Raw genomic sequence first — 25651 nt, 5'->3', positions numbered from 1 at the left:
TGCCCGGCAGGGGCGCGACCGGTTCGAGATCATGGCCGCGCTGATCAACGCACCGTCGTTCGACCCCGTGTTCCGCTCGGAGATCGTCGAGATCCCGCCGGAGCACCCCGTCTATCGATGGGTCTGCCTGGTCACCGATTGCGAGCGGCCGAGGGCAGGCCGGGGAGATCTCTGCGGAGCCCACGAGACCGCATGGCGGCAGCTTCGGCATGAGCAGTCCCGGGTCGACTTCCTGGGCACCGCCGATCTGGTCGGGCACGGCGAGGAGTTGCGTGAGCGACCGTGCCGGCTCTGCCCCGGGCGGCCTTCCCGCCAGTTGACCTTGGGACTGTGTCACCACCACCAGTTCAGCTGGTATCACTACCGTGATCGACACGGTGACGCCGCCGACTTCGACACCTGGCTGGCCAGGCAGTCGCCCCGGCCCGGCTACGGACGCTGCAAAGCCGTGGTCTGCCCCGATCTCGCCGAATCGCCCCTGGGTCTCTGCTACCGGCACTACCGGCGCTACCTGCGAGAGGGAAGACCCGGCGGGGCCCTGCTGCCGACGCAGTGGGGCAACCGCTACGAACGGGCCGGTACGCCGGTGCCAGTCGCCTACAGCAACGAGGCGGACTTTCGGCGGTGGTGTTCAAAGACGGCGCCGGTGTCTCGGCCGGGCCAGGTCAACCTCCGCGGCCTGCACCCGCTGCTGCGGGCCGAGATCCAGTGGGGACTGTTTGTCCATGCCCGCGGGTCGGGCCGGCGCTGGGGCTCGCTCAGATCCAGAGCCTGGCGGACTACTGCCGCGAGCACGGATTTCACTCGCTCACCGAGCTGACCACCGGCGGCCTGGACCCAGACGCAAAAAGGGGTCTGGTGGCTGCGGCCGGCCGGGACGCCGCCTACCTCGCTCGGATGCTCATCAGCCTGCTCATTCCGCTCTATGTGACTCCGGAGCAAACCCGCGAGCAGGGGTACCTGAACACCGAGCACTTCGGCCGCAGACTCAACAACCGGTCGGCACGCATCGAGCTGACCCGGATCTCTCAGCGGTGGCTGCGCGACCTGGCCTGGGACCACTTCGCCGGCATACTGCGATCACCGAAGTGCCCACGCTCGGGCCACACCTTCGATGGCACCCGCAGGGCTTGCATCGAGCTCAGCGCCTTCCTGGAGACCCGCGCTCCTGGGAGTGGTCACGACCCGAGACTGCTACGTCCTCACCATGTCCACGAGTTCGCCGCCGACCAGCGGCTCCGCGAACTGGACGAGCTACCGTCGCTGGGGATGAAGGGCCTGCACGGCAAACCGTCATCGTGACCGCCTACACCCGCCAGATGGTCTTCACCCGCACCCGGCGCATTCTGCTGGAAGCCCTGGAGTCCGGCGAAGCCGAACGGCTTGGCCTCGACCGGGCCTTCGTCACCGCCATGCCCTCTCCGGAACGGATCATCACGCGGACACGAACCCCGTTCTCCGACGAAGTCGCCCAAGCCCTCGCCGCGGAAACGAACCTGCAGGCGCTCGCCGCCCCCCACGACCCGGCCGACCCCGGACTGCGGGACGCCTGGGAGACGATCATCGTGACCGGACGGCGTTGCAGCGAGGTGATCAAACTGCGTCTGGACTGCCTGGGCCGCTACGGCGGGCTTCCTATGCTCTGGCACGACCAGACGAAGGCCGGCAACCACGACGCCGCGATCCGCATCCCCGAGCACCTCCACCAGCGGCTGGAAGCCCGACAACGCAAGACCCTGGCGCTGTTCGCCGCCCGCCACAACCTTCTCGAGCGGGTCTGAACCGCCGACTCGGTCTTGGTGCCCGACCGTCTGCGGCAGCCGGGCCCCAAGACCAACATCATCGAGGGGAAACGGCGTCCGGACCGGCTCAGCTTGCACTGGAAGGAGGGGCAGCCATGGTTGCGCTCGGCGCCAGTTGGAAATGCCAGATGATCTGGCTCGGTGTTCCGTCCCAGGCGGCACCAGCGGCCGCCGGGACGATGCCCAGCAGCGACCAAGGCCAGACGTCCCACGGCCCTGTCACGATCTCCCCGGGCATGTCCTTGCTGGCATCGCCGGACATCCGAGGTTCCTCGCAACGCCGTAGCTGCAGACCCAAGGGCAAGGCGACGCGGAGATAGTCACTAGCCCGATGGCGGAACGCCGGCAGCAGCCCAGGATCACCGTCGGCAGAGCGAACGCGCGGCACCGACCCCAACGCCACCAGCTCGTGGTGCACGTCAGTGATCACCAGATGGCCGCCAGGACGCAGGACCCGGGCGAACTCGGTGAGCGCCGGCGCGACATCGGGAAGGTGGGTCAGTGCCAAAGCGCACACGACGACGTCGACGTGGTCGTCGGGCAGCGGAAGCTGATGCAGGTCCCCCCGCCGCAACTCGGCGTTCGGAACGCGCGTACGAGCGTGAGCCAGCATGTCCGGGGAACTGTCCACACCGATCACCCTGTAGCCGTGCTTGGCGAGGTACTCGGCATATCGTCCGGTGCCGCAAGCCGCGTCCAAGGCCACCCCCGGAGACAGAGGACCAAGGATCTCGCGCACGATGGGTTCTTCGATCTCGAACAGCCCGTTACCCGGTTGATCATACGTCGCGGACCACACCTGGTAGCCATTCACCGTGTCGACCTGCGCCGCGGTCACTCCGTCGCCCTTCAACGCAGGGCTGTCCAGAAGGCGCCGGACCTCGCTGATCCGCGCCTCGATGAAGTCTCGGTCATAGTCGCCGGCGAAGGCACGCAGCAACGCCACGCCCTCCAGCCCCAACGTGTAAGCGAGCGGATGCTGGTATGCCACAACGCGACCGTAACGACAACGTGCGGATCCGACTATCCAATTTCCTCACGGCTCAGCGCTGCGACTGGGCCCCACGGCCGGAACCAAGACTCCGGACAGGAAAATCGACCTAGATCCAGTCGTAATGGACAAGACCTTTAACCGGTGCTCAAAGCCGTGGGATAGATAGTCCGGCCAGGTGTTGAAACGCCGTTGCGAACATGTATTCTATGTGTTGTCACAGCTCAGAGCCGGTATCCGAGTTCCTGCGGTCGGTAAAGCACGCGACGATCCACTCGTCGAGCAGGTCCTGCAGTTCGGCGAGGCTCCAGACCGCTTCGTCGGCCACCCGGTCGCCGCGCCGGGTGACGTTGGCCCCGGTGCCTACGCCGAGGGCTTCGAGCTGCTCAGCACCCCGGGACGGCCGGCACCGCTGTAGCCTGCGACGTGCTGGCAGAACAAGGTGTTGATCGAGGAAAACTGCCGCTCGACGATTGGCTTGTCGGTCGGGCTTGGCCGCCGCCAGTTCCAGCCGTGCGTCAACGCCGACGAGCCGGGCGTGAGGCTGCCTGGACGCAGACATACGCAGCGCCGTTGACCAGCCGGGCCGCATCGGTTCCGGGACGAGCATCCGAGCCAGGAGCAGCGCCGCGTCAACGGCCTTGGTGCCGGACGGGCGCAGCACTGCCGCGGCGATGGTGCGGGTGGCGACGTCGATGACCATCGTCAGCTCGGGCCGACCGAGCACCCCAGAATCCAGCACGACCATCACGTCCAGCACCGTGGAGTCGATCTGCACCAGCTGACCCGGCCGGGTGGCGGTCGTCGGTGTGAACGGCCCATCGGGCCGGTTCGCCAACGACCGGCGGGTAGTCGCCGCGCCGAACGAGTGCCGACCCACCGACAACGCCGCGATCAGTTCGTAGAAGGCGCTGCGAGCCGGAACCGGCACCACGGCGTCGCCGTGTTCGGCGGCCAGCGCGGCGACGACCCGCAGCATCAACCGTTCCCGGGTGCCGGTCGAGGCATGCGTCTGCGCATCCAACTCCGCGCGGATCACCGCGACAAGACGCGGATCCGCTCTGCCAACGATGTCTCTCGTCCTGATGGCGCGCTGGTCGACCAGGCCCCAGAGTCCCTGCTTGGCATAGCGAACACGCATCCGGCGCACCGTACGCGCCGAAACCGGCCTGCCGGCGGCAGTCAACTCCTCCGCCTTGGCCTGCTCGCGCTGCGCCAGGGTCGAAATCGCTGGGTCGAATCCGGGCCGCGGGAGGCTGCGTGGCTCCGCGCCGGACGGTAGGCCGGTCATCACCTCGACCACGTGCCGCTGCCACCAGCGGGCCCGTTCCGCCACGTCATCCGGCAAGCTGTCAAGCAGCCCGAACGGCTCCACCACCGGTGTTGCAGGTCCATCGACAAGCTCAAAGTCCGGCGCGGCAAGCAGGAACGGCAAGAGCACGACTTGTGCCGCTCCGGACCTGGACTGCAGCCGCACCGAGGTGCCCGCCAACGCGACCACCTGGTGCTCATCGCCGTCGAAGCGCACCCATTCACCGATGCGTAGCATCGGCATCCGTCCGGATGCCATCACCGCGCTCCAACAGTGGTCACCGGCGTGGCGTCGTGCAGCACCGTGCCCAGGCCGGCGGTGAGGTCACCACACCACAGCAGGTGAAACAGAACCGGCAGGACCACGATCGGATCACCGGCCTCTTCCGCCCCGGCCATCAGTGGCGCGGTATTGACGAACACCTCGCGCAGCGCCGCCACGATGCCGGGCACACGGTAACGCGGATGCCGGTAACCGGCTAGCCAGCGCACGTTGGTACTGAGCACAGGATCAGGCACTCCAACGAGGCGATAGTCCCATCCGACCAGCTCACATGCCCGCCGCATCGCATCGAACGCTACGGCGTCGCGCGGCTTGATCCGCTCTGCTGGACGGCAGTCGACAACCATCGCACGGCCTCCGACGAGACGAGCGAAGTAGTCCGGCGCGTGCGAACGACGGCGGCCATTTTCGTCCCAGAACAGCCAGAACGGCTGCGAAGCGATGCCGACCACCGCAGGATCGAAATCCAACAACATCAGGTGGTCCCGCTCCAGCCAGGACTCATAGCCGACATGCCCACCGGTCGTTGACGACCACCACAGGCCCGGGAAGTGCCGCTGCCGCTTACGCGATGAGAAGACTCGCACCGGCTTACCCAGCTCAAACCGCACCTCAGTTGAGTTGATCAAGATGGCACGAGGCTCGGCTCCGTCGGCGCCCACGTAGCCGATTTCGAACTCAGCCGTCAGCGGACCACCAGAGCCAGGCACCGCGCGAAGCATCCCGGCACCGTACCGCTGGCCATCTTCAGCCGGACGTGGCCACGCCGTTGGCCAACTTCCCGTGGACTGGACACGTCGCCAATCGCGACTTGTTGCCCCGAGCGGCGAAAATCGATTAGAATGTGTGTACTAAAACGGCCTTTGATCTGGGAGGACAGCCGTGACGACGTCCGCCTCCACCGCTCCCGCTCCCACCCCCGCGCCGCTACCCTACGCCACCCTGCTCGCCTTCACCCGCTACGTCGACCGGACCGGTCCGGCCAAGGCCACGTTCGTCGGCGGGCTGCGCAAGCAGCGGACGAGCAGGTCCGGCTTCAACCCGCACGGCCAGCTGGTCAAAGCACTCAAGGCGGACATCGCATTCCGCACCGGCGGCCGGCACCTGTCGGAGATCGCCGGCACCGTCAAGCCGCGCTGGCGCCCGCTCTACGAGGCCCTGGTTCCGGGCGCGGTGAGCTACCTGCACTCGCTCGGTGACCTGTCGGCGGTGCAGCTCGCCCAGACCCACGACGCTCTCGGCATGATCGGCGACCTGCCGGTGAAGATCAATCCGCACCTCGGCCTGCGCTACGACGACGGCCGGCGGGAGGCCGTCCGACTGCACTTCGACGAGCAGCCACCCAGCCAGGAGGCTCTGCTCGCCACCCTGCACCTGATGGGCCGCCAGATGGCGCAGGTGCTGCCCGGCGCCGAGCCGGTGCTGGTCGACGTACGCCGCGGGCTCGTGCACCGACCCGATTCGGCGGTCCGGGGCGACCAGGTCGAGCGCTGGCTGGCCGGCGAGGCCGCCGCGTTCACCGCCATCTGGTCCACCGCCGCCTGACCACCGCCCGGTCCGGGGCCGCACCGCGCCGGTGGTGCGGTGCGGCCCCGCCGGCTACCGCCGGCGCCGTACCGGACGCGGCCAGGGGTGGCACTCCCCCGGCAACCGCGTGACCACGCGATCCCGGGTGTTCGCCGGGGTGGCGAAGCGTGGGTGGGCGGCCCGGCGGGCTGGCAGGCTGGGGAGATGGCGGTCGACATCGTCTACGAGACGCCCGCGGTGACCACCGACGACGAGGCGGGCATCGCCACCGGCTGGCTGCCCGGCCAACTCTCCGAGTACGGCCGGCGGGCCGCCCACGAACTGGGCGCACGCCGCCGGACCAACGGACTGAACATCGTCTTCTGCTCCGACCTCCCCCGGGCGGTCGAGACGGTGCAGATCGCCTTCCCGCTGCGCGAGCTTCCGGTGCACTTCGACACCCGGCTACGGGAGTGCGACTACGGCAGACTGACCGGCGCTCCGGTGAGCGAGATCGCCGAGCTGCGGCTACGCCACCTCGACGAGCCGTTTCCGGGCGGACAGAGCTACCGGCAGGTGGTCGAGCAGACCATCGGCTTCCTGCGGGACCTCTCCGCCGCCTGGAACGGCGCCCGGGTGCTGGTCGTGGCACACAGCGCCAACCGCTGGGCACTGGAGCACCTGCTGAACGGCGCCGACCTGGCCGACCTGCTCCGCTCTCCGGACGAGTGGCAGCCGGGCTGGTCGTACCGCCTTCCGTCGGACTGGCGACGGCGGAATCCCCGGCCGGCCCGGCACCAGCCCGGGCGCCCGACCCGACAAGGCGGGTAACTCGCGGGCGGTCCCGGCCCCGGCCTGCCTATTCTTGGCGGCGACATGCAGACTCCATCATCCGCCCCCGCCGTACCCGCCAGCGCCGACCTCGCCGCCCTGCGGGCCCGGCTGCCGGAGCTGATCTTCCGTGACCAGCGCCGGATCCAACGCCGGATCGACGGCCTGGCCAAGGTCCGCGACCCGCAGCGGCGCCAGGTGGGGCTCACCGAGATCGCGGCCGAGATCACCCGCGCCGAGGAACGGCTGGCCCACCGGCTGGCGGCGGTCCCGGTGATCACGTACCCGGCCGGTCTGCCGGTGAGCGAGAAGAAGGACGACCTGCTCGCCGCGATCCGGGACCACCAGGTGGTGATCGTGGCCGGCGAGACCGGTTCGGGAAAGACCACCCAGCTGCCCAAAATCTGTCTCGAACTGGGTCGGGGTGTCCGAGGGCTGATCGGGCACACCCAGCCCCGACGGCTGGCGGCCCGGACCGTCGCCGACCGGATCGCCGAGGAACTCGGCACCGAGCTGGGCGGAGTGGTCGGTTACAAGGTCCGCTTCACCGACCAGGTCGGCGACGGGACGCTGGTCAAGCTGATGACCGACGGCATCCTGCTCGCCGAGCTCCAGCACGACCGGATGCTCCGCCAGTACGACACGCTGATCATCGACGAGGCCCACGAGCGGAGCCTCAACATCGACTTCATCCTCGGGTACCTGAAACAGCTCCTCCCCCGCCGCCCGGACCTGAAGGTGATCATCACCTCGGCGACCATCGACCCGGAACGTTTCGCCCGGCACTTCGCCCGGCCGGCCGACAGCACCGACGGCGAACCCCGGCCGGCACCGGTGCTGGAGGTCTCCGGCCGGACGTACCCGGTGGAGGTGCGGTACCGGCCGCTGATCGAGGTGACCGAGGCCGACGACGACGGCGACGAGGACGGGGAGAACGTCCGCGATCAGATCCAGGCGATCGGCGACGCGGTGCAGGAACTCGCCGCCGAGGGGCCCGGTGACATCCTGGTCTTCCTCAGCGGCGAGCGGGAGATCCGGGACACCGCCGACGCGCTCAACCGACTGGTGCAGAACCGCCCCGCGCTGCGGGACACCGAGATCCTCCCGCTCTACGCCCGGCTCTCCACCGCCGAACAGCACCGGGTGTTCCAGCCGCACCGGAACCGTCGGGTGGTGCTGGCCACCAACGTCGCCGAGACCTCCCTCACCGTCCCCGGGATCAAGTACGTCATCGACCCCGGCACCGCCCGGATCTCCCGGTACAGTCACCGGCTGAAGGTGCAGCGGCTGCCGATCGAACCGGTCTCCCAGGCGTCGGCGAACCAGCGCAAGGGTCGGTGCGGGCGTACCTCGGCCGGCATCTGCGTCCGGCTCTACGACGAGAACGACTTCCTCGGCCGACCCGAGTTCACCGACCCGGAGATCCTGCGGACCAATCTCGCCTCGGTCATCCTGCAGATGACCGCGATCGGCCTGGGCGACATCGCCGCCTTCCCGTTCATCGACCCGCCGGACCGACGCAACATCGCCGACGGCGTCAACCTGCTCCAGGAGTTGGGCGCCCTGGAGGCGACGACCGCGGCCGACCCGGACCGCCGGCTGACCCCGCTGGGGCGGCGGCTGGCCCAGCTGCCGGTCGACCCACGACTGGCCCGGATGGTGCTGGAGGGCGAGCGTAACGGCTGCGCGGACCACGTGGCGGTGATCGCCGGCGCGCTCTCCATCCAGGATCCCCGGGAACGGCCCGCGGAGAAGCAGGCCCAGGCCGACCAGGCGCACGCCCGCTTCGTCGACAAGGAGTCGGACTTCGCGGCACTGCTCAACCTCTGGCGCTATCTGCAGGAGCAGCAGCGGGCGCTGTCGTCTAGCGCGTTCCGGCGGATGTGCAAGGCGGAGTACCTCAACTACCTGCGGGTCCGGGAGTGGCAGGACATCTACAGCCAGCTCCGCCAGGTGCTGCGGACGATGTCGGACGGTTCGACGGGCCGCCCCGACCGGCGCCGGGGCGAGCGCGCCGAACGGCGGGTCGACGTACCCGGGCGGGTGGCGGCGGGCCGGGCCGCTGAGGTGACCGGACGCGGCACCGACCGGCGCGACGGTGGTGCCGACGGCGCGGACGGGACCGCCGAACCGCGCCGGACCGACGACGAGCCGACCCCGACCGATGAGATCGACACCGAGCGGATCCACCAGTCCCTGCTGGCCGGGCTGCTCTCCCACGTCGGGCTGCGGGACACCCAGAAGAACGACTACCTCGGCGCCCGGGGAGCCCGGTTCGCGCTCTTCCCCGGCTCGGCACTGTTCAGGAAGCCGCCGCGCTGGGTGATGGCCGCCGAACTGGTCGAGACCTCCCGGCTCTGGGGCCGGGTCGCCGCCCGGGTCGAGCCGGAGTGGGTCGAGGCGCTCGCCCCGCACCTGGTCAAACGCAGCTACAGCGAGCCGCACTGGGAGAAGAAGCAGGCCGCCGTGCTGGCGTACGAGAAGGTGACCCTGTACGGCATCCCGCTGGTCAGCGGCCGTAAGGTCAACTTCGGGCGGATCGACCCGGCGTTGAGCCGTGACCTCTTCATCCGGCACGCGCTGGTCGAGGGCGACTGGCAGACCCACCACCGGTTCTTCTCCGACAACCGGAAACTGCTCGACGAGATCGAGGAGTTGGAGCACCGGGCCCGCCGCCGGGACATCATGGTCGACGACGAGACCGTCTACGCCTTCTACGACGCCCGGATCCCCGCCGAGGTGGTCTCCGGCCGGCACTTCGACGCCTGGTGGAAACGGACCCGTCGGGACCAGCCCGACCTGCTCACCTTCGACCGCGAGATGCTGGTCAACGAGGGCAGGGGCGGAGTCGACCCCGCGGACTACCCGGACGAGTGGCACTCCGAAGGCGTGGCACTGCCGTTGACGTACCGGTTCGAGCCGGGGACGACCACGGACGGGGTGACCGTCGACATCCCGCTGCCGGTGCTGAACCGGGTCGACGCGGAGAGTTTCGACTGGCAGGTGCCGGGGTTGCGCGAGGAACTGGTGATCGCGCTGATCCGGTCGCTGCCGAAGGCCGTACGCCGGAACTTTGTCCCGGCGCCGGACTACGCGCGGGCGGTGCTGGCCGCGATCACACCGGGGCGGGAGCCACTGCTCGACGCGGTGACCCACCAGCTGCGTCGGCTGACCGGGGTGACCGTGCCCCGGGAGGCGTGGGACCTGGAGAAGCTGCCGGCACACCTGCGCCCCACCTTCCGGGTGGTCGACGACGACGGGCAGCGGACGGTCGCCGAGGGCAAGAGCCTGCCGGCGCTGCAACGGCAGCTGACCACCCAGGTACGGCAGATGGTCGCGGCCGCCGCGCCCGACGTGGAGCGGACCGGACTGCGGGAGTGGAGCATCGGCACCCTGCCCCGCTCGATAGAGCAGGTCCGGGGCGGCTACCTGGTGACGGCGTTTCCGGCGCTGGCGGACGAGGGCGAGACCGTCGCGGTACGGGTCTTCGAGACCGAGGGCGAGCAGCAGCGCCAGATGTGGGCCGGCACCCGGCGGCTGCTCCGGCTCAGCCTCGGCTCCCCGGCGAAGTTCCTGCAGGGACGGCTGAGCAACGAGGCCAAGCTGGCGCTCAGCCGCAACCCGCACCGCAACGTGCAGGACCTGCTCGACGACGCGGCCGACGCGGCGGTCGACAAGCTGGTCGCCGACGCCGGCGGGCCGGCCTGGGACGCCGAGGGCTTCGCCGCACTCCGTGACCGGGTCCGGGCGGACCTGATCGACACCACCTTCGCGGTGGTCGACCGGGTACGCCGGGTGCTGGCCGCCGCGTACACGGTCGAGCAGCGGCTGGGCCGGACCAACAGCCTGGCCCTGGTGTCCGCGCTCGCCGACATCCGGGCCCAGCTCTCCGGCCTGGTGCACCGGGGCTTCGTCACCCAGACCGGCTACGCCCGCCTCGGCGACCTGCCCCGCTACCTGACCGCGATCGAGCGACGCCTCGACCGGCTGCCACAGAATCCGGGGCGGGACCGGGAGCAGCAGGCCCGGATAGCCCAGGTCCAGAAGGAGTACCAGGAGATGTTGGCCGCCCTTCCCCCGGCACGCCAGGGCGAGGAGGCGGTCCGGGAGATCCGCTGGATGATCGAGGAACTGCGGGTCAACGTCTTCGCCCAGGCGCTCGGTACGCCGTACCCGATCTCCGAGCAGCGGATCTACCGGGCGATGGATCTGGTGGAGGGCCGCTGACCGGTGAGGAAGGGCCCCTTCTTATCGCTTTTGGTAGAGGAAGGGGCCCTTCCTCACACTTCTGCCGTGTCACGAGCGCCACAGCTGCCCCGATCAGGTGGAATGTCCGGGGGGCGGTTGAGTACGCTGACCGGCGACCATCCAGAGCGACTGAGAGACCTGGCTCGACGACGTCGCAGCAACCCCCCACCGGTGGGTGCGGGTGCTACCGCCAGGACCGATGGAGGAACCGAAGTGCGTGCCACCCACCCCGAGCGGACGAGCCGGCTGCACGTCACCTGGCACCGGTGGCGTCGACACGTCGACCTCTGCCGGACCAGCACCATGCTCTGTCGCGACCGCGACTGATCCGGTCCGCCACGGCGTCGCCGTCATGGCCCTGACCGACCACGACCGCCGGTCGGCGGATCTCCGACCGTCTTTCCCACCCCTCTGAGCCGGGCCGTGTCGCCGCCTGTGGCTGTTGTGCCACGGGTCGCGGCCGCACGCGTCCCGCCGGACATTTCATGGAGTTTCCGCACATGCGCAACAGTCCTCTGCTCACCCGCCTGTTCTCCGGTGTCGCCGCCGTCGCCCTGCTGGGTGCCGTCGCGGCCTGCGGCGGATCGTCGTCCGCAGACGCCGCCGACAACCCCTACGACCTGCTCCAGCCGGGCACCCTGCGGGTCGGCACGCTGACCGACGCCCCGCCGAACGTCTTCCTCAAGGACGGGAAGTTCACCGGCTTCGACAACGACCTGATGACCGCCGTGGCGGAGAAGCTGGGCCTGAAGGTCGAGTTCGTGGGCACCGAGTTCTCCGCGCTGCTCGCCCAGGTCAACAACCACAAGTACGACGTCGGCAGTTCGTCCATCACCATCACCGAGGCACGGAAGAAGACGGTCGACTTCACCAACGGGTACGACTTCGGCTACTTCGGACTCGACGTGCCGGCCGGCTCGCCGATCACCAGTTTCACCCAGCTCAAGGGCAAGCGGGTGGTCGTGGTCCAGGGCACCGTCCAGGACGACTACGCCACCAAGGAGGGGCTCGACCCGGTCCGGGTGCCGGACTACAACGGCGCGATCAACCAGCTCAAGGCGAAGACCGCCGACGCGTGGATCTCGCCCGCCGAGATCGGCGAGAAGTCCGCTCAGGACAGTGGCGGAAAGATCGTGCTGGCCGAGAAGCAGCTCAGCTCGGCGCCGACGGCGTTCGCCGTGGCCAAGGGGAACGATCCGCTGCGGGAGGCGCTGAACAAGGCACTCGACCAGGTGATCCAGGACGGCACCTGGACCCGGCTCCAGGAGCAGTACTACCCGGGACGGCCGGTGCCGGAGACTTTCAAGCCGGGCAGCGGCACCGTGACGTACCCGCCGGTGAAGGCGGGATCCGGCGCGACGCCGACCGCCCCGGCGGGCCAGGGCGCGTCCGCCAGCCCGACCGGTACGCCGGCAGCCTGACCGCCACCCCGCCGGTGGCCCCGACGCGCACCGGACGGCGGTCCGGTGGCGGAGACCGGGCCGCCGGCGGGGCGGACGGACGTGTGACGGAGAGCCGATGACGGACCAGAGACAGGTGAGGCGATGGAGACCCTGAGGACGTTGTGGGAGACGTTCTTCGACCTTGAGTCGATGCGCGAGGCACTGCCCGAGATGCTCACGGTCGGGCTGCGCAACACCCTCCTGCTGGCACTGGTCTCGGCCATCCTGGGGACCCTGTTCGGCATGCTGCTGGCCGTGGCGGGCCTGGCCCGGTCCCGTTGGCTGCGCTGGCCGGCGCGGATCTACACGGACGTGTTCCGGGGACTGCCGGCCGCCGTCACCATCCTGTTGATCGGGGTCGGGTTGGCACCCCTCGGGCTCGCCTGGTGGGGGCCCAACCCGTACCCGCTCGGCATCCTGGCGCTGTCGCTGATCGCGGCGGCGTACATCGGGGAGATCTTCCGGTCCGGCATCCAGAGCGTGGAGGCCAGCCAGCTGGAGGCGACCCGCGCCCTGGGTCTCTCGCACGCCGCCGCGATGCGCCTGGTGATCATCCCGCAGGGTGTGCGTCGGGTCCTGCCGGCCTGGGTCAACCAGCTGATCGCCCTGATCAAGGACTCCAGCCTGGTCTACTTCCTCGGCCTGGTGGCCAGTCAGCGGGATCTGTTCCGGATCGGCCAGGACTACGCCGCGAACACCGGCAACGAGTCGGCGCTGCTGCTCGCCGGCCTGTGCTACCTGGCCATCACGGTGCCGCTCACCCACCTGGTCAACTGGGTCGACCGGCGGCTGCGGGACGGCCGGGCCGGTGGACCGGATCCCGAGGATCCGCTGGCACTGGCCGGCGAGACCCCACTACCCACTTCGACGGAGGGAGCGTCCGATGTCCGGAGGTGACCGACACGGCGACGATCGTTCCGGTGCGGACATCGGCGCGATGACACTGACCACCGCGACCGGGGTGCCGTCCGCCCCGGCGACACCACCGGCCGGTCGGGCCTTCGAGTCGGTGAGTGTCGCCACCCGGGACGTGCACCTGGCCTTCGGACGCAACAAGGTGCTGCACGGTGTCGACCTGGACGTCGCGCGCGGCGACACCGCCTGTGTGATCGGGCCGTCCGGCTCCGGGAAGTCCACCCTGCTCCGGACGATCAACCGGCTGCTGGAGCCCGACCGCGGCGACGTCCTGCTGGACGGCGAGAGCGTGCTGACCCGTGACCCCGATGAGCTGCGCCAGCAGATCGGGATGGTGTTCCAGCAGTTCAACCTCTTTCCGCACATGACCGTGCTGCGCAACGTGACCCTCGCCCTCCGGCAGCTCAGAGGGCTGTCCCGGGACGAGGCGGACGAGGTGGCGCTGCGCCAGCTCGACCTGGTCGGCCTGCGTCACAAGGCGGACGTACGTCCGGGGCGGCTCTCCGGCGGTCAGCAGCAGCGGGTGGCGATCGCCCGGGCCCTGGCCATGTCGCCCCGGGTGATGCTCTTCGACGAGGCGACCTCGGCGCTCGACCCCGAACTGGTCAAGGGGGTGCTGTCGCTGATGGCGGACCTGGCCGGTCAGGGCATGACGATGGTGGTCGTCACGCACGAGATGGGGTTCGCCCGACAGGTCGCCGACCAGGTCGTCTTCATGGACCGTGGCCGGGTGGTCGAGGCCGGCCCGCCGGCCGAACTCTTCGAGACGCCGCGCAGTCCCCGGCTCCAGGGGTTCCTCTCCCAGGTGCTGTAGGACACCGTCTCCGGTACGCGGGCGGGCGTCGCACCGGTTCCGGCGACCCCGGCCGGCCGTCCCGGGTACGTAGACTGGGCCGATGAGCGGGGTGTCCGAGGAGTTCGCCGATCCCCGGCTGGTGGCCCTCCACGACAGTTGGGATCCGGTCCGGGCCGACATCCCGTTCCTGGTCGACCTCGCCGCCCAACTGCCCGCGAGGTCCATCGTGGACCTGGGCTGCGGCACCGGTCGACTCGCGGTCGAGTTGGCGCTCCGGGGCCACCAGGTGACCGCCGTGGACCCGTCCCCGGCGATGCTCGAGCACGCCCGGCACCGTCCCGGTGCCAGCCTGGTGCGCTGGACGGAGGGGGACGCCTCGTGTCTCGGCGTCGCCGAGTACGACCTGGCGGTGCTGGCCGGGCAGGTCGTCGAGGTGATCACCGACGACCGGGACCTGCTCGCCACCTTCACCGCCCTCCGACGCGCGCTCCGGCCCGGGGGCACGCTGTCGTTCGACAGCCGCAACCCGATCACCCGGTGCTGGCTGGCCTGGACTCCGCGGACCACCCGCCGGCTCCTCGCCGACGGGGTTGAGGCGTGGTTCCAGGACGTCCACGCGGAGGGCGACCGGGTGCGCTACCAGACCCACTACCGTTTTCCGGACGGGACGGAACGGGTGTCGCACAACGAGCGGCGGTTCCGCTCCTACGCCTGGCTGGTGCACGCGCTCGCGGACGTCGGCTTCGCGGTCGACCCGATGGACTACGACGACCCGAACCTGGTCTTCCTCGCGTCCGCCACGCCACCCCGACCGGCGGTCGCGCTCCGGTTCGAGGGTACGCCGCCGGCGGACTGGCGGGCGGTGATCCGGTACGACCCGAACGACTCCGTGACCGTCGCGCTGGCCGACCTGGACACGGTCGAGGTACTCGCCCGGCTGCGTCGGCTGCGGGTGCCGGCGGAGATGGTCTACCGGGAGGCCCGTCGTCTCGGACTCGACTGGGATCCCGAGCGGGAGGTGCACCGGCGTTCGGAGGCGGACATGTCCGCCTGGCGGCAGCGTGACCGGGAGCACCGCGAGCGACTCAAACACGACTTCCTGCGCCGGCGGTCCGAGGACTGACCGCCGGACGCCCAGCCCGTCGCCCGGCCGTACCGCGCCGGCGGCCGGAGCCGGCTGCGGGCGGACGTGTCGACGCACGGGAACGTGCTCCCGACGCGCGGTGCGTCGGGAGCACGTCACCCGGCCGGTCGACCGACCGGAGGCGGGGTCAACCGCCGTTGATCACGAAACTCGACCCGGGTTGGACCACGATGTTGCCGGTGGCCGAGTTGGTGATGGTCACGTTCGTCAGGGTCGCGCTGCCGCGGGCACCGCTCATCGCGAGGATGCCGGCACCGTTGTTGGAGCGGTCGATCCGGACGTTGCTGATCACCACCCCCGGCATGTTGCCGCCACCCGTCTTGAACTGGATGCCGTCGTACGTCGAGTCGTGGATCTCGGTGTCCCGGATGGTGACCCCGACGATGTCCCGGGTCGCCGCGAACAGCGTGATCGCGCCGAACTCCTGATCCTCGTTCCAGAAGGCTCCGCCGGTGCGGTAGAGGGCGTTGTTGGCGATCAGCGTCTGCCCGGAGAAGGGCAGTGGATCGTGGTCGGTCGCCAACATGATGCCCGGGTAGTTCATCGTGTCGTAGATGAGGTTGTTCTCGATCCGGTTGCCGTAGCCGCCGTAGATCGCGATGCCGTTCGCCCGCCACGGCAACTGGATGGTGTTGTTGACGAAGTGGTTGTCGTGGGCGATGTCGACGGACTGGTCCTTGACGTACTGGTTGGCCCAGACCGCCAGGGAGTCGTCGCCGGTGGTCCGGAACGACGAGTTGAAGACCCGCGAGTTCCGGGTGCCGTTGGTGAAGTTGACGCCGTCGGCGTACGTGTTGCGGATCCGCATGCCGGTGAACTCCAGGCCGTCGCCGGGGCCCCACAGCTCCGGAATGTTGCTGTAGTCGCGGCCGACCCAGGCCCCGACGTTGGCGTGCTCGATCCAGACGTTGCTGATCCTGGTGTTGCGGCCGAACCGCCCGTTCAGTCCGACGCCGCCCTCGGCACCACCCGGTCCGCCCCGGATCCGCCCCGAACCGAAGATCGCGATGTCGGAGATCTGGGTGTTGTCGTCGATGTCGAAACCGAAGTTGCCCTCGTGCGGGTGGTTGATGCCACCGACCACCAGGTGCGGCTCGGTCAGGGTGTAGAGCTGGGAGTGCCACATCCCGGCGCCGCGGATGGTGACGTTACGGATGCCGACCTGGTTGTGCTGTCCCCGGTTCAGCGGGTCGTCGGTCAGGATCTTCTGCTCCTGCCGCCACTGCCCGGCCGGGATCCACACGCAGCCGATCACCCCGTTCTGGTCGTCGGTCACCGCCCGCTGGATGGCCGCGGTGTCGTCGATCCCGTCACCCGGCACCGCGCCGTACGCGGTGATCGAGGTGCAGCCGGCCGGCTGGCTCGCCGCCGGTGCCACCTGCTCCAGGTCGATCAGGTCGATGACGTGGAAGGCCGCCGTGTCGGACGCGTCCCGTTGCAGCCGGAACCGGGTGCCGGCCGGGTACGACTGGGACAGCAGGGCCTGGGACTCGTCGAAGAGCCGCCGGGCGTCGCCCTGGGGCGTGTTGGTCAGCCCCTCCGGGTCGTCCGTGGTGCCGTAGAGCCAGCTGTGCCGGGAGGAGAGCGTCAGCTTCCGGACGAAGGTGTCGTTGACGTAGAGGCTGATGGTGGCCTCGGTACCGCCGCCGCCCGGTGCGTCCGGGATCGAGTTGCGGACCACGATGGCGTTGGCCGGGCTGGTCGAGGTGACCTCGACGAACTGGCCGGTGCCGGTGAGCCGTACCGATCTGCGGCCGGAGGACTCGGTGGCGAAGTTGGTGTGCCCGAAGGTCCGCAGCGGGTCGGTCTCCAGCAGCGTGCCCTGGTAACGGCCGTCCTCCGCCTCGTACGACACCCACGGCACCGCCGCGCCGCGACCGACCACGATGGACCGGGTACCGACGTTGTTGCCCTCGTTGGTCTCGGCGACGGCGTTGGTCGCGTCGGCGGTGGCGGTGATGGTGGCACCGCCGCTGGTCGCCGTCCAGGCACCGCTGACGGGCACGTTGGCGGTGGAGCCGGCGGGGATCGACGGGGTGTTGGTGTTGAGCGTGGTGTTACCCACCACGAGCCGGGTGACCGTGGTCGCGCCGCTCGCGGCGGTGCCCCGGTTGTTCACCGCCACCGTGAAGGTGACCGCCGCGCCGACGGCCGGGTTCGACGGGTTGACGGTGATGCCGAGGACCTGCAGGTCGGGCCCGGGTGCCTGGGCGACGACCAGGGGTGAGGTCGCGGTGAAGCTGTTGTTGCCGTTGTCCTGCTCGATGATCGTGTCGGTCGGGTCGACCACCACCGCGACGGGGTAGCTGCCCTGTGGCCGGGTGCCGACCAGGTGGGTGACGGTGGCCGAGGCTCCGGCGGCCAGCGCGGCGACCGGCGCGCTGCCGACGACCGCGCCGCCCAGGCTGAAGTTGACGGTGGTCGCGGCGGCCGCCGCGGACCCGGTGTTGCGTACCGTGGCCGAGAGCGTGATCGGCGTGGTCTCGGTCGGCGCCGTGGGCGTCCAGGTCGCCGTGCTGACGACCAGGTCCGGGTTGGGTGCCGGGGTGCCGCAGACCTCCAGCTCGGCCACCTGCCCGGACGGGGCGCCGGTGTTGCTGTTGAACCGCAGCTGCACGGCGGCGGTGGTCGCGTTGACCGGGACCGTCACCACGTTGCTGCCCTGGACGAACTGGTAGTTCGCCGCGGACACCAGGTTGGTGAAGGTGCCCGAGGCCTGGTCACGGCCGAGGATCTGGAAGTTCTGGGTACGACTGCCCCACGCCGGGTCCGGGTTCAGCTTGACGTTGACGCCGGTGATCGCGTGGTTCGCACCGAGGGCGACGGTCAGGCTCTGGGGGTAGCCGGCGGCCCCCTCCCAGTACGTGTCGAGCGCGCCGTCGTTGGCCTTGTCCGGGGTGTAGACGAAGGCGGAGCCGGTCGCGGTCATCGGCTTTCCCCGGGCGATGTTCTGACATCCCGGAGGTTGGCTGCCGGTACGGGTGACGGTGTTGCCGGGATCGGAGAGGTTGCCCGCGACGTCGCGCGCCCGTACCTGGTAGGAGACCGTCGCCGAGAGCGGGGGGTTGTCCTCGAACGTGGTCACCGGGCCGACCGGCTGCAGCAGCGCGCCGTTGCGGTAGATGTGGTACCCGGCGAGGCCACTGCCGCCGGTGTTGTCGGTGGACGCGCCCCAGCTGAGCCGGATCGTCGTACCGGACTGGGTGTAGGACAGGGTGCCGGGAACGCTGGGCGGGGTGGTGTCGGTGGTACCGCCGCTGGGGCCGTACACCTCTAGTTCGGAGACCTGCCCCGCCGGCCATCCGCTGTTGGCGCTGATGTTGACCCGTACGTAGCGGGCGGCGGTGGCGGTGAAGGTGACCGTGACCGAGTTCCCGTCGACCGCCGGGTTGAAGGTGTACGCCCGCGAGCCCGCCAGGTCGGCGAAGGACGACCCGTTGGTGCTGCCCTGCACGCTCAGGGTCTGGCTCCGGGTGCCCCAACCGGACGTCGGCAGCCGCAGTACGACCCGGTTGACGCTCACCGACGAGCCGAGGTCGACCTGCAGCCAGTTGGGGAACGCGTGGTTGACGCCCTCCCAGTAGCTGGCCTGGTCACCGTCGACGGCCCGGGACGGGGCGTAGACGTCGGCGTGGCCGCTGGCCTGGGTGGGGCGTCCCTGGGCGAGGTTGCCCTCGGCGAGGATCCGCACCGGTAGGTCGGCCGGAAGGTCCGGCCGGGCGGCCGCGGTGGCGGCTGGTGCCCAGAGTCCGACGGTGGCGACCACGGCGGCCGCGACGACCGTCGCCACCCCCGAGCCACGTCTGGATCGTCTCATCGCTGTTCCTTCCGGAGCGGACGGTGCCCGGGGTGGTGGTCCCACGAGCGCAGGCGGGTCGACCCCGATGGGGTCATCGGGGCGGAAGTTGCGCGCGACAGTCGAGAAAAGAGCAGAAGGTTGTTTAGTTCTTGCGGGGAGTTGTCCAGAGGTTACCGACGTGCTACAGGGGCGTCAATACTTCCAACCCGATCGATGCCAGGACCGGCGCCCTGACCAGGCTGGTCGCCGAATACCACGCACGGTGGGCAGGCCACGCCGGTACAGTCCAACGGTGATCTTCCACATCGCCGAGGAATCGGACTGGACGGCCGCCCGGGCCGCCGGCGACTACCGGGTCTCGACCCGCGGTCGCACCCTTGCCGAGGAGGGGTTCATCCACGCCTCCCGCCGGGACCAGGTCCTCGGGGTCGCCGAGGCGTTCTACGCCGACGCGGGCCCGCTGCTGCTGTTGAGCATCGACCCGACCCGGCTCTCCGCACCGGTCCGCGACGACGAGGTGGCACCGGGGGTGGTCTTTCCGCACATCTACGGGCCGATCGACCTCGACGCCGTGGTGGCCGTGACACCACTGGACCGGGGAGCCGACGGCAGTTACAGACTGCCGCCGTCCTGACCCGCACCCGGGCCCGCTGAGCTGCGCCTCCTCGTCCGACCGGACCGGGACGACCCAGACAGGCAGCGACAGCGATGGATGAGAACGTCACCGACTGCGTACACTGCGGCACGTGGCGGGGCAGATCGCAGAAGGGCCACGGCGTGGACGTCGACGGGGAGAACCGACCGTGGCGACCATCGCCGAGTTGGCCGGGGTGTCGAAGCCGACCGTGTCCAAAGTGCTCAACGGACGGTCGGGTGTGGCGTTGGAGACTCGGCGCCGGGTGGAGGCGCTGCTCCGCGAGCACGGCTACCGGCGTCCGGACAAGACTCCGGCCAGCGCCACGCTCGAGGTGGTGTTCTACGGCCTGGAGAGCCACCTGGCGATCCAGATCATGCGCGGGGTGGAGCAGGTGGCCCGCCGGCACGAGCTCGCCGTCGGCTTCATCGAGGCGAACGGCCGGACCGCGCCAGGCCGTTCCTGGGCGGAGCAGCTGCTGGCCCGACACCCGGTCGGTGTGATCGCCGCATTCTCGCGGTTCACCCCGGAGCAGCACGCGCAACTCGCCGCCAGCGGGATTCCGCTGGTCGCACTGGATCCCACCGGGGAACCGATGCACACCATCCCGTCGGTCGGCGCGACCAACTGGAGCGGTGGCATCGCCGCCACCCGCCACCTGCTCGAACTCGGCCACCGCCGGATCGGCGTGGTCAGCGGGCCGCCCGACTACGTGGCCGCCCGGGCCAGGTTGGAGGGCTGCCGGGCGGCGATGGAGATCGCCGGGTTGCGGCTCGACGAACGGCTGGTCCGCAGCGGCCGCTTCTTCTTCGAACGCGGCCGGGACTTCGGTCTCGAACTGCTGCGCCTGCCGCACCCGCCGACCGCCCTGGTGTGCGGCAACGATCTGCAGGCACTCGGCGTCTACACGGCGGCCTGGCAACTCGGCCTGCGGATCCCGCAGGACCTCAGCGTGATCGGGTTCGACGACATCGACAACACCCGCTGGTGCTCCCCGCCGCTGACCACGGTCCGGCAACCGCTCACCGAGATGGGCACCGCCGCCGCCGAGATGGTGCTGGCGCTGGCGGCGGGTGAGACCCTCCTCCAGCCCCGGGTCGAACTCAGCACCACGCTGGTCGTACGCGAGAGCACCGCGCCGCCGGCCGGCGCCTGACACACCGTTGGTCCGCGCCGGGCCAGGTGCCGGTCCGGGCGTGTCGACGCGACCGCGGGCCGTCCGGGTCGGGTCAGGCGTACCTGATGTCCAGGTGGGTGAAACGCGCGTTCCGGAAGCCCGCCCCGATCCCCCTACGGAACGGGTTACCGCAGTTCACGACGCTGAGGTGGGAGAGTTTCCGGCAGTCGAGCAAAGCCTCGACATTGATGGTCCTCTTGCTGTTCAGGATGGTGAGGTCCACCAACTCCGGCAGGGCCTGGAAGAGGGCGCAGTCGATCTCGGCCCGTAGCCCGTTCAGCCGCAGTGCCGTCAGGTACGGGCAGGAGCGCCGGCAGCCTCGGGTTCCGCAGCTGCGCGCGGGACGGGAGCACGTCCAGGCGCCGCACCCTGGCGGCGTCCTCCGCCGCAAGCGTGCCACCCCACGGGATCCGTACCGCGCCGTCCTCGGTGTAGTCGTGGCACTCGTCGACGTTGCCGACGCAGTAGCTTCCGTCCTCCAGCGGCGGCAGATGGAGGTACCGGCACCGGCTCGCGGCGAAGCCGTCCGCCGGTTCGTTCCCACTCACCGCGCGGCACCCGGTCGTCCGGCGCTGGCCATCGCGCCGTCAGCCCCGGGACTGGTTGTCGACCAACGCCAGCAGGGCGGCGTGTGTCTTTCGGTCCGCCGCCACCAGCAGCCCGCCCACGCCGGTGTGCAGCGGCTGCCCCTCGATGCCGGTCACCACACAGCCCGCGGCCCGGCACAGCGCGATGCCGCTGGCGAAGTGCACGCTGTCCCGCAGGTCGCCTTCGGTCACGTAGGCCGCCCGCCGGCCGGCCGCGACCCAGGCCACGCCGAGCGTCGTGGAGAGGACCCGGGGCCGGAACCGCTCGGTGAACCCCTTGTCGGACAGCAGTCGTACCGCCCGCACGTCCGGAAAGGGCGGGTCGAGGTTGAGGTCCACCAGCCGGGACCCACCCGACGGGGTCAGCTTCTCGTCCACCCCGTCCCGTCGGACGTACGCCTGGTCACCGTCGGTCCAGAACACCTCACCGGCGAAGGGATCGGCGCTGGCCGCCGCCGTGGTGTCGGCTCCGACCCGGAGCGCGACGTTGACCGCGACCAACGGGGTCCGGGCGGCGTAGTTGAGCGTGCCGCAGAGCGGATCGACGAGCCAGGTCCGGTCGGCGTCACCCGCGCCGGTACGTCCACTCTCCTCACCCAGCACGGCGTCCTCCGGCCGGGCGGACCGGAGGAGGTCGAGGATGACCTGTTCCGCCTCCAGGTCGGCGGCGGTGGCGAAGTCCCCCGGGGACTTCTCGAAGCGGTCCAGCGGGGCGCCGTACCGGGCGCGGACAACCTGGGCACCGGCCTGCGCCGCCGCGACGGCCAGTTCCGGATCGGTGAGCGACATGGCTGGACGATACCGGCGGGCGGCCCGTTTCCTTGATCGGGCACCACCTCGGCCGGGCGCCGGCGTCCTCACAGGCGGGCAGCCACCACGACGTCGTCCCCGGGGGACCGGACCGGCTCGTGGTGGTCGGTGAGGTCGCGTAGCCGCCTGACCGGCGAGGCGAGCAGGACCAGCGGTATGCAGACGGCGGCGCCGACAAAAATCAACAGCGTGGTCCGGCCGCTGAGCACACTGGCCAGGATTCCGGCGAGCAGCCCGCCGATCGGGATCGCCCCCCAGGAGACGAACCGCACCGTCGCCATCACCCGGGGCAACAGCTCGGGTGGGCTGGCGATCTGACGGTAGGTACGGGTGACCACGCTGAGTACCACCACACCGATCGAGAAGACCACATTGCCGACCGCGAACGCGAGCAGGGCCGGCCAGCCGGTGCCGAGTGGCACGACAACGGCCCCGACGACCGCGACAAATCCCGCCACGATCAGGGCCCGGGCGGTGCCGAGCCGGTTGGTGATCCGGTTGGTCAGGGTCGCGCCGACCAGCGTACCGACGCCGTCGGCGGCCAGCAGCACACCGGCCACGCCGGGCGTAAGGTGCAGTTCACGGACCAGGTAGAGCGCGTAGAGGGCGTGCTGTGCGCCGCAGACGGTGTTGGCCGCGGTGGCGGCCCACATGCACGGACCCATCACCGGATGCCGGACGACAAAGCGCCAGCCCTCCCGGATCATGGCGCGGACCGGCGGCCACCGGTCCGGCACCTTCGACCGACGCTCGGGCAGGGTACGCAGCAGCAGCGCGGAGACGAGGTAACTGGCGGCGTCGACGAGCAGGGTCGGCACCGCACCGATCACCTGGACGGCCAGACCGCCGACGGACGGACCGCCGAGCTGGGTGGTGGCGTGGGTTCCGGAGGTCAGACTGTTCCGGGCCTGCAGCTGGTCCGGGCTGACGATCGAGGCCAGGAACGTCGAGTTGGCGACGTCGAAGAGGACGTCCGCGACGCTGATCACGAGCGCGGTGACCACCAACTGGGCCACGGTCAGGTGACCCGACCACCAGGTCAGCGGGATCGACACGACCGCCGCCGCCCGGGCCAGGTCGGCGACCACCTGCACTCTGCGCATCGGCAGTCGTTGCACGATCGCGCCGGCGGGCAGACCGATGACGATCCAGGCCACGTAGCTGGCGGCGGCGATCAGGCCCATCTCGAACGCGGAGGCGTGCAGCACCGTCAACGCGGTCAGCGGCAGCGCGACGGCGCCGACCGCCGAGCCGAGCCCGCTGGTCGTACCGGCCGTCCACCACCGCCAGAAGACGCTCGCGCCGCGCGCACCGTCCGTCGTCACCTGAGGTCCTCCACGCGTCGGCCTGTCGCACCGCCGTCGGCGACGCGACTCCAGTGAGTTCCAAAACGAAACGCACTATACTTGACCTCGTGAAACGGTCTGACCTCGGCGACGCCGACTGCGGTATCGCCCAGGCGCTGGGGGTGATCGGCGACTGGTGGACGTTCCTGGTGATTCGCGACGTCGCGGGCGGAAACACCCGGTTCGACGGCCTGCAACGTGAACTCGGGGTCAGCCGCAGGGCGCTGACCGAACGCCTCGCCGGCCTCGTCGAGCACGGCGTACTGGAGAAGCGGGCCTACTCCGCCCGGCCGCCGCGCTACGACTACGTACTCACGGCGAAGGGCGAGGGGCTGCTGCCCACCCTCATCGCGCTGCAGGACTGGGGCACCCGACACGTGATGGGCGACGGCGCGCTGACCGCGACCACGGAGGACGGCTCGGCCGAGAGCCGTCGGGTGCACGAACTGGTCGGCCGGAAGCTGCCGGACGTCGTCCTGCGTCGGCACGACAACACGCCGGTCCCGCTCACCGCACCGGACGGCCGGTGGACCGTGCTCTACTTCTTCCCCGGCGCCTTCGCACCCGGCGCCCAGGGCTATCCGCCCGGCTGGACGGAGATCCCGGGTGCCCGGGGATGCACCCTGGAGTCCCTCACCTACGCGTCCCGCTCCGCCGACTTCGCCGCCGCCGGCGCCGAGATCCGGGGCGTCAGCACCCAACGCCCCGACGAACTGGCCGCCTTCGCCGCGCACGCCCGGCTGCCGTATCCGCTCCTGTCCGACCAGGACAGCAGGCTCGCGGCCGGGTTGCTGCTGCCGACCTTCCGGGCGGCCGGCGTCGACCGATTCAAGCGACTGTCGCTACTGGTCGATCCGGGCGCGGTGATCCGGGCGACCCAGTTCCCGATCACGGACCCGGCCGGCTCGGTGGACGAGATGCTCACCCTGCTCCCCCGCCGGTAGGCGGCACGGCGTCAAGCTCCTCCACTACTCCATTGCTGTCGGATTGCGAGCAGGTTGTCAGAGAACAAGCAGCCTTGTCAGGGTTCCCCGAACAACCGTAGCGTCGCTGACGGACATCGATCCCTCAGCCCTCGGTGCCCGGCCTCCGATCCTGTGGGCGGCCAGGATCACCTGGGCGAACCCCACGGTCGGAGGACAGGCATGGCAAGGACGCGTCCACGCACCCGTCGTACGGCAATCGGACTGGGTCTGGCGGTGACCCTCTCCACCCTGCTGGCCGGCGTGCCGGCGTCCCCCGCCGCGGCCGCCGTCGTGTTCGCCGACGGTTTCGAGAACCCGGTCATCAACAACGACTTCACCACCTTCGTCGAGGGCGATCAGCTGGGACCGTGGAGCGTCACCAGCGGCACCGTCGACCTGACCCGCGACTGGCAGCACGCCGAGGGGAACCAGTCACTCGACCTCAACGGCTACAGCCCGGGTGCGGTCGCCCGCACCCTGTCCACCCGGCCGCTCACCACCTACCGGGTCAGCTACGCCCTCGCCGGCAATCCCGACAGCGGGCCCATCGTCGCCACAGGCCAGGTCACCGTCAACGGACACACCGTCGACAGCTTCAGTTTCGACACCACCGGCCAGACACCGTCCGACATGGGGTACGTCCGCCGGACCTTCTACTTCACCAACGTCCTCTCCCCCTCCACCACCCTGCGGTTCGCCAGCACCACCGCCAACGCACACGGACCCGTCATCGACGACGTACGGGTGGAGAGCTGCCTGCTAGTGCTCTGCCCGGCCGGCGCCCGCACCACCAACCGGCTCCCCTAGGGCGGATCTCGGGGATGTCGGTGGGCGAGGCGGTGTCCGGGCGGTCCGGCAAGGCGGAGGTCCGCTCGGACACCGGTGTCGTGCCCGGGCGAGCCGACAACTCTCCCGGGCGTCGTCCGGGCCCGCCGGAGCCCGCCAGCAGATCCGCGAGACGCGCCCCGGCCGCCGGGGGGGGGGGGGGCCCCCCCCCCCCGCCCCCCCCCCCCCGGGGGGGGGGCGCGCGGGGGCGCCCCCCCCCCCCCCCCGGGGGGCCCCGA

The 25651-nt window shown here is 70.4% G+C and carries 21 protein-coding genes and 1 riboswitch; of the genes, 14 read left to right on the top strand and 7 right to left on the bottom strand.

Annotation, left to right across the window (positions count from 1 at the left end; genetic code table 11):
• Window positions 1-31: 31 nt before the first annotated feature.
• The 3 genes from V1633_RS11440 to V1633_RS11430 all read left to right on the top strand — a co-directional run bounded on the left by V1633_RS11440 (window position 32) and on the right by V1633_RS11430 (window position 1781).
• Window positions 32-820, top strand: coding sequence for a hypothetical protein (locus V1633_RS11440; protein ID WP_331214232.1), 789 nt, complete (start codon window positions 32-34; stop codon window positions 818-820).
• A 77-nt stretch (window positions 821-897) separates the two neighbouring features.
• Complete coding sequence (locus V1633_RS11435) at window positions 898-1302, top strand: hypothetical protein (RefSeq protein ID WP_331214231.1); 405 nt, start codon at window positions 898-900, stop codon at window positions 1300-1302.
• Window positions 1299-1781, top strand: coding sequence for a hypothetical protein (locus tag V1633_RS11430; protein WP_331214230.1), 483 nt, complete (start codon window positions 1299-1301; stop codon window positions 1779-1781). Before V1633_RS11435 ends, V1633_RS11430 begins: the two co-directional genes overlap by 4 nt.
• An 88-nt stretch (window positions 1782-1869) precedes the next feature.
• Here the strand turns inward: V1633_RS11430 and V1633_RS11425 are convergent, their stop codons facing one another.
• From V1633_RS11425 to V1633_RS11415, 3 genes are all read right to left on the bottom strand, one after another.
• Window positions 1870-2793: a class I SAM-dependent methyltransferase gene (locus V1633_RS11425; RefSeq protein ID WP_331214229.1), complete on the bottom strand. Its 924-nt coding sequence runs from the start codon at window positions 2791-2793 to the stop codon at window positions 1870-1872.
• Window positions 2794-3010: 217 nt separating this feature from the next.
• Window positions 3011-4348 carry a hypothetical protein gene (locus tag V1633_RS11420; RefSeq protein WP_331214228.1) on the bottom strand — a complete coding sequence of 446 codons (1338 nt, stop codon included), beginning with the start codon at window positions 4346-4348 and terminating at the stop codon, window positions 3011-3013.
• A gap of 14 nt (window positions 4349-4362) precedes the next feature.
• The gene (locus V1633_RS11415) at window positions 4363-5109 is read right to left on the bottom strand and encodes a TnsA-like heteromeric transposase endonuclease subunit (RefSeq protein WP_331214227.1); all 747 of its coding nucleotides are present in this window, start codon (window positions 5107-5109) and stop codon (window positions 4363-4365) included.
• A 160-nt stretch (window positions 5110-5269) separates the two neighbouring features.
• Here V1633_RS11415 and V1633_RS11410 point away from each other — a divergent pair, with 160 nt between their 5' ends.
• The 7 genes from V1633_RS11410 to V1633_RS11380 all read left to right on the top strand — a co-directional run bounded on the left by V1633_RS11410 (window position 5270) and on the right by V1633_RS11380 (window position 15248).
• On the top strand, window positions 5270-5932 hold the full coding sequence (locus V1633_RS11410) for a hypothetical protein (RefSeq protein ID WP_331214226.1): 663 nt from the start codon (window positions 5270-5272) through the stop codon (window positions 5930-5932).
• 186 nt (window positions 5933-6118) lie between these two features.
• Window positions 6119-6724 (top strand): histidine phosphatase family protein, encoded by a 606-nt coding sequence (locus V1633_RS11405; protein ID WP_331214225.1) that lies wholly within the window; start codon window positions 6119-6121, stop codon window positions 6722-6724.
• A gap of 45 nt (window positions 6725-6769) precedes the next feature.
• Window positions 6770-10951: an ATP-dependent RNA helicase HrpA gene (gene hrpA, locus V1633_RS11400; protein WP_331214224.1), complete on the top strand. Its 4182-nt coding sequence runs from the start codon at window positions 6770-6772 to the stop codon at window positions 10949-10951.
• 134 nt (window positions 10952-11085) lie between these two features.
• A riboswitch (SAM riboswitch) is annotated at window positions 11086-11178 on the top strand.
• 294 nt (window positions 11179-11472) lie between these two features.
• Window positions 11473-12393, top strand: coding sequence for an ABC transporter substrate-binding protein (locus V1633_RS11395; RefSeq protein WP_331214223.1), 921 nt, complete (start codon window positions 11473-11475; stop codon window positions 12391-12393).
• Between the two features lie 123 nt (window positions 12394-12516).
• Window positions 12517-13311, top strand: a complete 795-nt coding sequence (locus V1633_RS11390) for an amino acid ABC transporter permease (protein ID WP_331214222.1) — start codon at window positions 12517-12519, stop codon at window positions 13309-13311.
• Entirely contained in the window at window positions 13298-14143 is an 846-nt protein-coding gene (locus V1633_RS11385) for an amino acid ABC transporter ATP-binding protein (protein WP_331214221.1), read from the top strand. The genes V1633_RS11390 and V1633_RS11385 overlap by 14 nt, the downstream gene beginning before the upstream one ends.
• A gap of 82 nt (window positions 14144-14225) precedes the next feature.
• Window positions 14226-15248 (top strand): class I SAM-dependent methyltransferase, encoded by a 1023-nt coding sequence (locus tag V1633_RS11380; protein ID WP_331214220.1) that lies wholly within the window; start codon window positions 14226-14228, stop codon window positions 15246-15248.
• Between the two features lie 148 nt (window positions 15249-15396).
• Here the strand turns inward: V1633_RS11380 and V1633_RS11375 are convergent, their stop codons facing one another.
• On the bottom strand, window positions 15397-19086 hold the full coding sequence (locus V1633_RS11375) for a CARDB domain-containing protein (protein WP_331214219.1): 3690 nt from the start codon (window positions 19084-19086) through the stop codon (window positions 15397-15399).
• A 274-nt stretch (window positions 19087-19360) separates the two neighbouring features.
• Between V1633_RS11375 and V1633_RS11370 the strand changes: the two genes are divergently transcribed.
• Complete coding sequence (locus tag V1633_RS11370; RefSeq protein ID WP_331214218.1) at window positions 19361-19702, top strand: DUF952 domain-containing protein; 342 nt, start codon at window positions 19361-19363, stop codon at window positions 19700-19702.
• Between the two features lie 169 nt (window positions 19703-19871).
• On the top strand, window positions 19872-20858 hold the full coding sequence (locus tag V1633_RS11365) for a LacI family DNA-binding transcriptional regulator (RefSeq protein WP_331214217.1): 987 nt from the start codon (window positions 19872-19874) through the stop codon (window positions 20856-20858).
• A gap of 73 nt (window positions 20859-20931) precedes the next feature.
• On the opposite strand, the gene V1633_RS11360 is transcribed toward V1633_RS11365, so the two are convergent.
• The 3 genes from V1633_RS11360 to V1633_RS11350 form a co-directional block, all read right to left on the bottom strand.
• On the bottom strand, window positions 20932-21270 hold the full coding sequence (locus V1633_RS11360) for a hypothetical protein (RefSeq protein WP_331214216.1): 339 nt from the start codon (window positions 21268-21270) through the stop codon (window positions 20932-20934).
• A 196-nt stretch (window positions 21271-21466) separates the two neighbouring features.
• Window positions 21467-22255 carry an inositol monophosphatase family protein gene (locus V1633_RS11355; protein WP_331214215.1) on the bottom strand — a complete coding sequence of 263 codons (789 nt, stop codon included), beginning with the start codon at window positions 22253-22255 and terminating at the stop codon, window positions 21467-21469.
• Between the two features lie 68 nt (window positions 22256-22323).
• Window positions 22324-23601 carry an MFS transporter gene (locus V1633_RS11350; RefSeq protein ID WP_331214214.1) on the bottom strand — a complete coding sequence of 426 codons (1278 nt, stop codon included), beginning with the start codon at window positions 23599-23601 and terminating at the stop codon, window positions 22324-22326.
• Window positions 23602-23690: 89 nt separating this feature from the next.
• Here V1633_RS11350 and V1633_RS11345 point away from each other — a divergent pair, with 89 nt between their 5' ends.
• Together V1633_RS11345 and V1633_RS11340 are read left to right on the top strand one after the other, a co-directional pair.
• Complete coding sequence (locus tag V1633_RS11345; RefSeq protein ID WP_331214213.1) at window positions 23691-24566, top strand: winged helix-turn-helix transcriptional regulator; 876 nt, start codon at window positions 23691-23693, stop codon at window positions 24564-24566.
• Between the two features lie 201 nt (window positions 24567-24767).
• Entirely contained in the window at window positions 24768-25394 is a 627-nt protein-coding gene (locus V1633_RS11340; RefSeq protein WP_331214212.1) for a DUF642 domain-containing protein, read from the top strand.
• The last annotated feature ends 257 nt before the right edge of the window (window positions 25395-25651 follow it).

It is taken from the genome of Plantactinospora sonchi (assembly GCF_036422035.1).
Taxonomy (GTDB): domain Bacteria; phylum Actinomycetota; class Actinomycetes; order Mycobacteriales; family Micromonosporaceae; genus Plantactinospora; species Plantactinospora sonchi.
This window is presented reverse-complemented; position numbering and strand designations above follow the sequence as displayed.

Coding starts and splice junctions, on each gene's coding strand:
- V1633_RS11440 (WP_331214232.1), top strand. CDS start 32: ATGGCCGCGCTGATCAACGCACCGTCGTTCGACCCCGTGTTCCGCTCG.
- V1633_RS11435 (WP_331214231.1), top strand. CDS start 898: ATGCTCATCAGCCTGCTCATTCCGCTCTATGTGACTCCGGAGCAAACC.
- V1633_RS11420 (WP_331214228.1), bottom strand. CDS start 4,348: ATGCCGATGCTACGCATCGGTGAATGGGTGCGCTTCGACGGCGATGAG.
- V1633_RS11415 (WP_331214227.1), bottom strand. CDS start 5,109: ATGCTTCGCGCGGTGCCTGGCTCTGGTGGTCCGCTGACGGCTGAGTTC.
- V1633_RS11405 (WP_331214225.1), top strand. CDS start 6,119: ATGGCGGTCGACATCGTCTACGAGACGCCCGCGGTGACCACCGACGAC.
- hrpA (WP_331214224.1), top strand. CDS start 6,770: ATGCAGACTCCATCATCCGCCCCCGCCGTACCCGCCAGCGCCGACCTC.
- V1633_RS11395 (WP_331214223.1), top strand. CDS start 11,473: ATGCGCAACAGTCCTCTGCTCACCCGCCTGTTCTCCGGTGTCGCCGCC.
- V1633_RS11390 (WP_331214222.1), top strand. CDS start 12,517: ATGGAGACCCTGAGGACGTTGTGGGAGACGTTCTTCGACCTTGAGTCG.
- V1633_RS11385 (WP_331214221.1), top strand. CDS start 13,298: ATGTCCGGAGGTGACCGACACGGCGACGATCGTTCCGGTGCGGACATC.
- V1633_RS11380 (WP_331214220.1), top strand. CDS start 14,226: ATGAGCGGGGTGTCCGAGGAGTTCGCCGATCCCCGGCTGGTGGCCCTC.
- V1633_RS11375 (WP_331214219.1), bottom strand. CDS start 19,086: ATGAGACGATCCAGACGTGGCTCGGGGGTGGCGACGGTCGTCGCGGCC.
- V1633_RS11355 (WP_331214215.1), bottom strand. CDS start 22,255: ATGTCGCTCACCGATCCGGAACTGGCCGTCGCGGCGGCGCAGGCCGGT.
- V1633_RS11340 (WP_331214212.1), top strand. CDS start 24,768: ATGGCAAGGACGCGTCCACGCACCCGTCGTACGGCAATCGGACTGGGT.